This is a genomic window from Flavobacterium sp. (assembly GCF_030146175.1).
Classification (GTDB): Bacteria; Bacteroidota; Bacteroidia; order Flavobacteriales; family Flavobacteriaceae; genus Flavobacterium.
On record NZ_JASLCE010000042.1, the window covers coordinates 1 to 11229 of the forward strand.

At 39.3% G+C, this 11229-nt stretch carries 11 protein-coding genes; 5 read left to right on the top strand and 6 right to left on the bottom strand.

All coding sequences use genetic code 11. The annotated features are described in order from the left end of the window. From Q1R07_RS04755 to Q1R07_RS04765, 3 genes are all read left to right on the top strand, one after another. On the top strand, positions 1-306 hold a 306-nt coding region (locus tag Q1R07_RS04755), incomplete at its 5' end, for a DUF4876 domain-containing protein (protein ID WP_300486518.1). A gap of 60 nt (positions 307-366) precedes the next feature. Next, positions 367-1929, top strand: a complete 1563-nt coding sequence (locus tag Q1R07_RS04760) for a DUF6850 family outer membrane beta-barrel protein (RefSeq protein ID WP_300486521.1) — start codon at positions 367-369, stop codon at positions 1927-1929. A gap of 2 nt (positions 1930-1931) precedes the next feature. Continuing rightward, positions 1932-3077, top strand: a complete 1146-nt coding sequence (locus Q1R07_RS04765) for a cytochrome c peroxidase (RefSeq protein WP_300486524.1) — start codon at positions 1932-1934, stop codon at positions 3075-3077. 38 nt (positions 3078-3115) lie between these two features. Here Q1R07_RS04765 and Q1R07_RS04770 read toward each other — a convergent pair whose 3' ends face one another. The 3 genes from Q1R07_RS04770 to Q1R07_RS04780 form a co-directional block, all read right to left on the bottom strand. After that, positions 3116-3946 (bottom strand): S1-like domain-containing RNA-binding protein, encoded by an 831-nt coding sequence (locus Q1R07_RS04770; RefSeq protein WP_300486527.1) that lies wholly within the window; start codon positions 3944-3946, stop codon positions 3116-3118. A 135-nt stretch (positions 3947-4081) separates the two neighbouring features. Continuing rightward, complete coding sequence (locus Q1R07_RS04775; RefSeq protein ID WP_136401641.1) at positions 4082-5122, bottom strand: cysteine synthase family protein; 1041 nt, start codon at positions 5120-5122, stop codon at positions 4082-4084. Positions 5123-5203: 81 nt separating this feature from the next. Beyond that, complete coding sequence (locus tag Q1R07_RS04780) at positions 5204-7339, bottom strand: S9 family peptidase (RefSeq protein WP_300486532.1); 2136 nt, start codon at positions 7337-7339, stop codon at positions 5204-5206. A gap of 70 nt (positions 7340-7409) precedes the next feature. On the opposite strand from Q1R07_RS04780, the gene Q1R07_RS04785 reads away from it, so the two are divergent. Next, positions 7410-7733 (top strand): YbaB/EbfC family nucleoid-associated protein, encoded by a 324-nt coding sequence (locus Q1R07_RS04785; protein WP_136401643.1) that lies wholly within the window; start codon positions 7410-7412, stop codon positions 7731-7733. 59 nt (positions 7734-7792) lie between these two features. Here the strand turns inward: Q1R07_RS04785 and Q1R07_RS04790 are convergent, their stop codons facing one another. Together Q1R07_RS04790 and menD are read right to left on the bottom strand one after the other, a co-directional pair. After that, entirely contained in the window at positions 7793-8134 is a 342-nt protein-coding gene (locus tag Q1R07_RS04790; protein WP_136401644.1) for a DUF2853 family protein, read from the bottom strand. Between the two features lie 100 nt (positions 8135-8234). Beyond that, positions 8235-9890 carry a 2-succinyl-5-enolpyruvyl-6-hydroxy-3-cyclohexene-1-carboxylic-acid synthase gene (gene menD, locus Q1R07_RS04795; RefSeq protein ID WP_300486537.1) on the bottom strand — a complete coding sequence of 552 codons (1656 nt, stop codon included), beginning with the start codon at positions 9888-9890 and terminating at the stop codon, positions 8235-8237. Positions 9891-10017: 127 nt separating this feature from the next. Here menD and Q1R07_RS04800 point away from each other — a divergent pair, with 127 nt between their 5' ends. Next, entirely contained in the window at positions 10018-10512 is a 495-nt protein-coding gene (locus tag Q1R07_RS04800) for a GNAT family N-acetyltransferase (protein WP_300486540.1), read from the top strand. Positions 10513-10555: 43 nt separating this feature from the next. Here Q1R07_RS04800 and Q1R07_RS04805 read toward each other — a convergent pair whose 3' ends face one another. Next, a complete protein-coding gene (locus Q1R07_RS04805; protein WP_300486543.1) occupies positions 10556-11143 on the bottom strand; it encodes a glutathione peroxidase in 588 nt (195 codons plus the stop codon). Positions 11144-11229 lie beyond the last annotated feature (86 nt).

Here is an 11229-nt window from a genome sequence, read left to right on the forward strand (position 1 = left end):
CAGAATTTCCCGGATCCGTCTATTGCTTCGATTACAAATTCGACAAAATTCTTTATTCAGATTCCGAACAATAAAATTATCGACGGTGTAGATTTACAACACTACAACCCAAGTAGCCAACGACCAAAAATGCTACAATCACAAATCGATGCTTCATTTATCAACTGTGATGCAGCTTATAATTCGCAAGCCGTTTACCGTAAAGTAAAATCGATTGTAAACGGACGTAAAATCTTAGAAGACACCAACAACTCTGCTAACGATTTCGTGAAATTTAAAGCAAATCCAAGAGGTTTTGCGAACTAATCGGCTCCAACCGATTCCATTTATCAACGTTTCTTATTTTTTAAGAACAAGCTTTACAATATGACTTCAAAAAAAGTAATATTATATTTTATTCTGTTAGTGAGTTGTGCCGTTCAGGCGCAGCTCACTGATAGTTTATCGGTACCTCAAAATGTATTCTACAACGACATCCGTCAGCAATTCTGGAAAAACCCGTTGTTTTATACTACACAACATTTGAATGACTTTACGTTGACACAAATCGAATTCAGCCAGAAAAACCTGAATTTAAAACGTGTTCAGACGGCCGACAAAACAACGCAGTACCGTTTCTCTACTCAGGGAATATATAATGTAAAACCCCGACTACGTTTATTTGGTGGTTTTACATTCGATAAATCGTCTGAAAAAGGACTGGGTTATAACTTTTCGTCCCAACGAACGGAAAATCAAAACGTATTGTCGCCCAATTATTTCTTTGCGCCCCGAAAAGGAAACTGGGACAACCAGGAATACAACCTTGACGGTGGTTTTGCCTACCAGTTTGATAACAACATCCTGTTGGGCGGAAAAGCATTTTATAAAAACGGTAAAAACTACCGTACCAACGATCCGCGACCGGAAATAGAACTGAGCAATTACGGTGGTGAGATTCAAACCGGATATAACTTCCGCAACCACAGCCTGATCGTATTTGCCGGAATGTCCAAAAAAACGGAAACCGACAACATTACGTATGTAAACGATGCCGCAAATGCACCGGCTTATCCGGAAACCTTTACCCGTTTTTCATCCGGTTATGGGCGTATTATTTTTAACTCGTCATACAACCGTTATATCTTTAATACGATCGATAAAAACTTTGGTTTTGGCTATCAATACCAAAACAACCGAAACAGTTGGAATGCTTCGTATCGCTATAACAAATCGATGGAAAGCTTTTACGGCAAAAACGTACGCGGTTATGTGTATATTGACGACGAATTAAAGCAGTTTATGTACCGTGTGATTTCGCATACCACCGACCTGAATTATTTTTACGACGGCGTGGATAAAGACTATAAACTTCGTTTTAGCTACGAAAAACAAAAAGGAGACAACTTTTCCGTACGCGAAAATGGTCAGAACTACCGTATGAATCTGGATATTTTCAGCTTTAACAGCGGTGTGATCAAAAAAGATAAAAACCGTGTGGTTTACAGCTTTGAATTCGGAGCCAATTATATGCGCCATAAATATGTCGATTTATTAGGAAGTACCGACAAACGATTGAATACACTGGAACTTTCGGCTGCTTTTAACAAAGACCTCTTGTCGAAAGAGAAAAACACACTGAATCTGGCCTTAGGCGTACAGCACTATCAGGCGTTGGATGAAAGCCTGCTTTTTATTCCGATTTCCACTTCGAACCTGTCGTTTGCCAATAATGTGATCCAACCGGATCAGGCGTATGATGCTACTTCAAAATTACGTTCCAATATTATGCTGCAATACCAATACAGCCTTTCAAAAACTAAAAAGTTACGTATTTTTGCAAACTATAATACCCTTGTTGCGATAGGTGATCAATATAAAACTTATACAACGGATTACAATACCACAGCGAGTACCTATTTTAACGGTGGTATCTCGATAATTTATTAAGTATGAAAAAGATTATTGGATTTACAGTCCTTAGTTTTTTATTCGTCGGACTGGTTTCGCTAAAAAACCATAAAGATGATGAAAAGTATTATTCCGTAGCGGATCTGAAAAAAATATACAGCGGCGGCGATGTGAGCAAATGGCCCAAGCCAACTCTCGATAGCAGCGTTGTAGATTTTCAGGATTTAGGTGTATTGCCTAAAGTAACATTTCCGGCCGAAAATCCGTATACCGAAGCGAAAAGAGACCTTGGGAAAACACTATTTTTTGATCCGAGATTGTCCAAATCCGGACAGATTTCGTGTGCGTCCTGTCATGATCCCGAATTGGGATGGGGCGATGGAAAACGAGTATCCCACGGACACGACCGTACGCCGGGAACCCGAAACTCCAAACCGATCATTAACGTAGCCTACTCCAATATCTTTTTTTGGGACGGACGTGCTGCCAGTCTGGAAGATCAGGCGCGTTTCCCAATTGTAGATACCAAGGAAATGAACAACCACATGGATATTGCGGTTAAAACGATCAAAAAAATCAAAGGCTATCAACCGCTTTTTGAAAAGGCTTTTGGTGATGGAAAAGTAACCGAAGAGAAAATTTTTAAAGCTATTGCCACTTTCGAACGCACCGTTGTGAGTCGTAAAAGTCGTTTTGATAAATTTATCGAAGGCGATTCCACGCAATTATCCGATAAGGAAGTTGCCGGTTTACACCTGTTCCGTACCAAAGCCCGATGCATTAACTGTCATAATTCGGCTTTGTTTTCAGACAATCAGTTTCACAATGCCGGTTTAACGTACTACGGTCGTAAATATGAGGATTTAGGACGTTATAACATTACCAAAAATGCCGATGATGTGGGTAAATTCCGAACACCTTCCCTACGTGAAGTTGGAAGAACCGGACCGTATATGCACAATGGTCTTTTCCCGGAACTACGCGGTGTTTTAAACCTGTATAATGCCGGTATGCCCAATGTAAAACCAAAAGGCGAACAAGTAAACGATAAACTATTTCCAAAAACCTCTCCTTTACTAAAAAAACTGGAGCTGGATAAAGAAGAACTCGATGCTTTGGAAGCGTTTCTTCAGAGTATCACTTCTGTGATCTACCGGGAACCCGCACCGGAAAAATTGCCGGGATAAAAAAAAGGAGCATTATTAAATGCTCCTTTTTTTGTGTTTTATTTTACGAGGTAAATTCCGTCTTCTTTAATTTCGATCAGCTTTTGTTTGTACAAAACACCAATGGCTTTTTTAAAGGTCTTTTTACTCATTTTAAGCACGGTTTTAATATCTTCCGGGTGACTATCGTCATTGAGTCGTAAAAAACCTCTGCTGGCTTTTAATTCATCTAAAATATACTGGGAACTCGGCTCTAGTTTTTCAAAGCCTAATTTGGTCGCCGAAACGTCAATTTTACCATCGGGACGGATGTTTTTGATATAGCCGATAATGCGATCACCCGTTCTTAGATCGTCGTATACTTCGTTTTTATATAATAAACCTTTGTATTTTTCATTGATAATCACATTGATTCCCACTTCGGTAATATGAGAAATGATCAAATCGACTTCCTCACCTTTCTCCAGGGTGATCTCTTTGTTATCCAAAAACTGGTTCGTTTTACTGGAAGCTACCAGACGACCGGTTTTCTCGTCAATATACATATAAACCAGATACCGTTTTCCCTGTTCCATTGGACGCGCCTGTTCTTTAAACGGAACAAACAGGTCTTTTTCCATACCCCAATTCATAAAGGCACCGAATTTGTTGGTATAGTTCACACGTAAAAGGGCGAATTCGTTTAAAAAGATATACGGTTCCAAAGTAGTTGCGACAGGACGTTCTTCGTGATCCAGATAGACAAAAACAGCTATCTCATCACCTATTTCATACTGTTCCGGGACATATTTATTGGGTAAAAGTATATCCGCGTTACCGTCTGTAAGGAATAAGCCTACTTTCGTTTCTCTATCGATTTTTAAGGTGTTGTATTTTCCGATCTCAATCATGGTATTCTGTGCGATTATAAGGCACAAAGGTAAACATTGCTTTATTTATTCCACCAGCAATCTGAAAATATTATTTACTAAAAGCAAAAAGACTCCGAATTGGTTTCGGAGTCTTTTTGTTTATTGTGATTTATCTTATTTTATAAATTCGATTTTTTGCACTTCTTCAGCATTTACACTGTCGAAAAAGCCTTGTTCGTTCATCCATTCGTCACTAAAGATTTTGCTCATATAGCGGGAACCGTGATCCGGGAAAATAATCACCACATTACTGTCTTTGGTGAATTCGTTTTCTTCGGCAAATTGTTTTACCGCCTGCATCGCTGCTCCGGACGTATAACCTACAAACAAACCTTCTTTTTTTGCAATCTCTCTGGCCGTATGAGCGCTTTCTTCATCATTTACTTTGGTGAATTTGTCGATAGCATCAAAATCGGTTGCCGTTGGAATCAGGTTTTTACCCAAACCTTCGATACGGTACGGATAGATTTCTTCGCTGTCGAACTCTTTGGTTTCGTGGTATTTTTTTAATACCGATCCGAAAGCATCCACACCAAGTACTTTGATAGCCGGGTTTTTCTCTTTTAAGAAACGAGCCGTTCCGGAAATCGTTCCACCAGTACCGGAACAAGCAACCAAATGGGTTATTTTTCCGTTGGTTTGTTCCCATATTTCAGGGCCGGTTGTGTTATAATGTGCATCAACATTCAGATCGTTAAAATACTGGTTGATGTAAACCGATCCTTTCGTTTCTTCGTGTAAACGTTTGGCCACGTTATAATACGAACGGGGATCATCTGCAGATACGTGTGCCGGACATACATATACTTTAGCGCCCATCGCCCGTAACATATCAATTTTATCTTTGGAAGATTTTGAGCTAACTGCCAAAACGCAGTCATAACCTTTAATAATACTCACCATCGCCAGACTGAAACCCGTGTTACCGGAAGTCGTTTCTATAATTGTGTCGCCAGGTTTTAGAATTCCTCTTTTCTCTGCTTCTTCAATTATATATACGGCAATTCTGTCTTTTGTGGAATGACCCGGGTTGAAAGCTTCTACTTTAGCATAAAAATTACCTTCTAATCCTTCTGTAATTTTATTGAGCTTAATTAGGGGAGTATTACCTATTAATTCCAATACATTATTATAGGCTTTTATGTCTTCTTTCATAAAATATAAATTAGTCGAGCGATATTACTTACAGTAATTAAGTAACCTCAGAACTCTGCAAATTTAACAAAAAAAATTTATCTACTTTTTAATTCCTTCTAAATCTAACAAAAAAGTATACTCTTTAGCTACTTCTTTAAGCGATTCGAAACGTCCGGAAGCACCGCCATGGCCTGCATCCATATTGGTATCCATATATAACTGACTATCTCCCACTTTCATAACGCGCAGTTTGGCAACCCATTTGGCCGGTTCCCAATATTGTACCTGCGAATCGTGAAGTCCGGTAGTTACCAGTAAATTCGGGTATTTTTGTTTTTTAACATTGTCATATGGCGAATACGATAGCATATAGTCGTAATACGTTTTGTCGTTCGGGTTCCCCCATTCGTCATATTCTCCGGTTGTTAACGGAATCGAATCGTCCAGCATGGTTGTGATTACGTCTACGAAAGGTACCTGTGCAATCACACCGTTGTATAGATCCGGTGCCATATTGATAATCGCTCCCATTAGTAATCCGCCGGCCGATCCGCCTTCGGCATATAAATGCTTCGCGGAGGTGTATTTCTCGGCAATTACAAATTTGGAACAGTCAATAAAATCGGTAAATGTATTTTTCTTTTTAAGTAATTTTCCATTTTCATACCACTCGCGTCCAAGGTCTTCTCCTCCGCGGATATGCGCAATAGCGTAGATAAACCCTCGATCCAGTAAACTCAAACGTATCGATGAGAAATAAGGATCCATTGAGGCGCCATACGATCCGTAGGCGTAAAGCAAGAACGGGTTATTACCGTCTTTCTGGATACCTTTGCGGTATACAACCGAAATCGGCACTTTGGTTCCGTCCTGCGCAGTGGCCCAAATACGTTCTTCGATATAATTGTTTTTGTCGAATTTCCCACCCAAAACTTCCTGTTCTTTTTTAACTTCCTTCGTTTTGGTTTTCATATTGAAGTCGATAATCGACGACGGTGTGGCCATCGACTGGTAACCGTATCGTAAAATATCGGTATCAAAGTCAACATTGGTAGTAGTATACGCCGTATAGGTTTCGATTTCAAACGGAAGGTAGTATTCCCCTTTTCCGCTCCAAGGCATAATGCGGATTTTATTCAATCCGTTAGAACGCTCGGAAACCACCAGGTAGTTTTTAAAGATTTCAATATCTTCCAGTAAAACATCTTTACGATGGGCGATCAGATCTTTCCAGTTTTCTTTTCCGGTTGCATTTTCCGGCGTTTTCATTAGTTTAAAATTGGTCGCCTTGTCTTTGTTGGTCACCACATAAAAACTATCGCCAAAGTGCGAAATACTGTATTCCAATCCTCGTGTACGTGGCTGGAACACTTTAAATTCGGCATCCGGTGTGTTGGAAGGAAGAATACGGAATTCGGACGTTAGCGTACTCGTCGAACCGATTACGATATATTTTTTTGATTTTTCTTTATATACAAATACCGAAAAAGTATCGTCTTTTTCTTCAAAAACAACCTTATCATTTTTAGGATCCGTTCCTAGTTTGTGTTTGTAAATTTTATCAGAACGAAGCGTAACCAAATCTTTACGGGTATAAAACAGGGTTTTATTATCGCTCGCCCAGGTAGAACCTCCGGTTGTTTTTTCGAGTTTTACCGGTAGAATCTCTCCGGTTTCAAGGTTTTTGATCTGAATGGTATATTCTCTTCTGGAAACGGTATCGATTCCAAAAGCACACCATTTGTTGTCTTCACTGATACTTATTCCGCTTAACTGAAAATATGCATGTCCTTTGGCCATTTCGTTACAGTCGAACAGGATTTCTTCTTTGGCATCCAACGAGCCTTTTTTACGGGCATGAATCGGGTAATCTTTTCCTTTTTCGTAACGGGTGATGTAATAATACCCGTTATACAGATACGGAACCGAACTGTCGTCTTCTTTTATCCGCGATTTCATTTCCTGAAACAAGTCCTCCTGGAACTGTTTCGTATGTGCGGTCATTTGCTGGTAATATTCGTTTTCTTTTTTAAGGTAATCGATAACTTCCGGGTTTTCTCTTTCGTTTAACCAATAGTAATTATCTGTTCGTATATCGCCGTGTTTTTCCAATTGTTTTGGCTTTACGGCTGCCATAGGCGGTGTTAGTGTTTTTACCATATCGGGCTTTTTATTTTGTGCGTTTCCCGTTACAAAAATAAGACAAACGCAACTCAAAATAATTTGATTTTTCATTTAGTTTTGTTTACTAATCAATCTGCAATTTAATAATTTTGCGGTAACATTAATCATTAATTTTATTAACATGTTCGGAGACATTATGGGAATGATGGGGAAACTAAAAGAGACCCAGCAAAAAATTGAAGACACTAAAAAACGTTTGGATACGGTTTTAATTGACGAGCAAAGTAACGACGGGCTTTTAAAGGTTACGTTAACGGCTAACAGAACGATAAAATCCATCCAGATTGACGATTCGTTATTGGACGATAAAGAGCAATTGGAAGACTATCTGCTACTTGTTATTAACAAAGCTATCGCAAAAGCTACGAATGTAAATGAGGTAGAATTGGCCGCAGTGGCTAAAGACGGTATGCCGAATATTCCCGGAATGGACCTTTTTAAATAAGAACCGGATCTTTCTATCATAAAAAATAGGGCTTAAAGCCCTATTTTTTTTATTTTGTCCTATTTGTAAACACTTTCTTTTTTAAAGTGAACCGTCAACAAGTAGTACACTACCGCTCTGTACTTGTTTTTATTTGAACGGCCATATTTTTCTATTACGGCATCAATGGCTTTATCCAGTTCCGGACCGTCTTTTAAACCTAACTTTTTGATCAAAAAATTATTTTTAACGGTATCCAACTCCGATTTCGAAGTACCCGAAACAGTAGAAGAATCTGCATTGTAAATAGAGGGACCGCAACCGATAGTTACTTTTGTCAATAAATCCATATTCGGAGTTACGCCACATTTGTCTTTTAAATCAGCCGCGTACTTTGCAATTAGTTCATCTCTTTTACTCATAATAAATTTGTTTTGTGTTACTTAATTGATTTTTACACTCTTTCAAATTTAACAAAATAAAACCAATATGTATTATTTTTAGCAATTATTTTCTTGCTTATTATGTTAGATTTTTAAAATAATCCAGTAAAATTTTATCATTAATCTCCGTAGGCGTATGGATTTCCAATAGCGCCGGCTGCGTTTTATCGCTAAAGAAAACCGGAAGCGCCTTTTCCAGTTCCGACTGCTCTTTTACCGCCGTATAACGGAATCGGTACATCGCAGCAAGATGTTCGGCCGTGTACTGATGTTCCGTTTCAAAATAGGTATTAAAAACCGGTGTTTCCTGATGTCCGGGAAGAATTCTGAAAATACCGCCACCTCCATTATTGATCAATATTATTTTAAAGTCCTTCGGAATATAGGCATTCCACAAGGCATTACTGTCGTACAGAAAACTGATATCACCCGTAATCAGGATGGTTTCCTTATTTGAGGCTATGGCTGCACCAATCGCAGTCGAAGTACTACCATCAATACCGCTTGTTCCGCGATTACAGAAGACTTCAATCGACGGATCAATTTCGAATAATTGCGCATAACGGATAGCGGAACTATTACTGATTTGCAACTGACTATTTTGCGGTAAATTGGGTAACAGGGTTTGAAATACGGTAAAATCGGAATATGGAATACGGCTGGCATAGGCCTCGTGTTTTTCGGCCCGTAATGCTTTTAATGCCACTATTTTTGGCAAATAATCGCTGGCAACCGATTTGCTTTCCGGTAATAGCGTTCCAAAAAAGGTATTTGGCGTAACTTTAAAGTGTTGTGACAAACAACCAAAGGTATCGTATGCCCGTAAGGTGTCGACATGCCAATGTTCCTGAGGCGGATATTTCCGTAAAAAGGCTTTGACTCTTTTGGATACAACCATTCCGCCTATAGTAACCAGAATATCGGGTTGAAAATCAGCAAAATCGGTATCGGTAAATGGGGTGATAATCGTATCGATATTCCCGATAAAATTCGGATGATGCATATTGGATGTCACCTCTTTCATAACCACAACCGACTCTTCATTGGCCAATTGGTTTATAATTTCCGGTGCTATAGTCTCCGGATCGTTGGTTCCGATAAGAATCAGTTTTTTCGTTGCCTTATTCCATTGTTGGATAAAAGGTTGTACATCCGACAAAACATTTTCCAACGGTTTGGGCTGGGTTACTTTTGGTTCCACCGAAAGGTTTTCGGTTACTTCATATAACGGTTCTTCGAACGGAGCATTAATATGTACCGGACCTTTCTGAATGATGGCCGTATTGATTGCTTCATTGATCATTCGATCATTTTCCGCTGACGCTTCTTCCGTAAGGTTAGCATTATACAAAATATGGTTAGCAAATACATCCCGCTGCCGAATGGTTTGTCCGTCGCCAATATCAATTTTAGACGTTGGTCGATCGGCAGAAATAATAACCATCGGCAACTGACTATAAAAGGCTTCGGCTACTGCCGGATAGTAATTCAACAACGCCGAACCGGAAGTGCAGACCAATGCTACCGGTCTTCCGAGTTGTTGCGCCATACCAACGGCCATAAAGGCGGCACAACGTTCGTCGGCGATACTATAACAATTAAATTCTTTAGAACTGGCAAACCCGATTGTTAAGGGTGCATTTCGGGATCCCGGGGAAATAATGATATCGAGAAGGCCTTTGGCTTTACAAAGTGCAATTATACTTTGCGCCAAAGGTATTTTTGGGTATGACATTTTGTAATACTAGTTTAAATTGAGCGTCCTGAAACGCAATAACAAATTTAAGGTAGTCTGTCGAATTTCCTTCAAAAAAAGTGTGAAACTTTCTATCTTTGAGTACACTTTTTGTAATGCTTTATATATGTCTGTCACCCTACGTCCCGTAACCGAAAACGATATTCCGCACGTATTGGAAATTATCAATTACGAAATCCTGAACGGTGTTTCTATTTACGATTATACGCCACGAACACTGGATGCACAACAGCAAATAATCCGTGAAAAAGAGGCTAAAAACTTCCCGTTTCTGGTAGCGGTTTCCGATGGCGCAATCGCCGGTTTTGCAACCTATGGTGATTTCCGTTTTAAGGAAGGCTATCGCTTTACGGTCGAACATTCGGTTTATCTGCACCATGAACACCAGGGAAAAGGCGTTGGAAAACTACTACTCGAAGCTTTGATCAAAATCGCCCGGGCACAACAAAAGCATACCATGATCGCAGTGATCGATGCCGAAAATGATGGCAGCATCCGGTTTCATCAAAAAATGGGGTTTGAAATCGCCGGAACCCTACGGGAAAGCGGTTATAAATTTGATCGCTGGCTGGATTCGGTATTTCTGCAATTATTTTTATAAAAAAACCTCCGTAAAACGGAGGCTTCTTTACTTTTTATATGTCTTAGCTTTTAATCCAATCGATAACTTCTTTGCTATCCGGTAGTGTTTTCGGGCTAATCACTTTAACCAACTGTCCTTTTTCGTTGATCAGGTATTTCTGGAAATTCCATTCTACCTGACTATCCTGATAACCGTTTTTGGATTTTTCGGTTAAAAAGTGGTACAATGGCGCCATATCATCCCCTTTTACGGATATTTTTTCCATCATTGGGAACGTCACGCCATAGTTTTTTGAGCAGAAAGTTGCGATTTCCTTATTCGATCCCGGTTCCTGTGCTCCGAAATTATTGGCCGGAAAACCTACGATTATAAAGTTTTTGTTTTTATACTCCGTATACAACTTTTGCAATTGCTCGTACTGCGGTGTTAAGCCACATTCGGACGCGGTATTGACTACCATTACCTTTTTTCCTTTTAACTTCGAAAAATCAAAGGTTTTTCCCTCGATATCTTTTACTTTAAACTGGTAAATGTTTTCTGCATTCATAGCGGCTAATTTTTCGGTTGATGCTGATGTTGCTTTATTTTGCGCCTGAATCTGGCCACTGAAAAGTGCCAGTACGGAACAGGCCAATAGTAATTTTTTCATTTTTCTTTTTTATCAAAAGTAAACATTTTATACTTCCACAATTATTAAACATTTCATAATTAATTGTCGTGCCAAATCGATTTTAA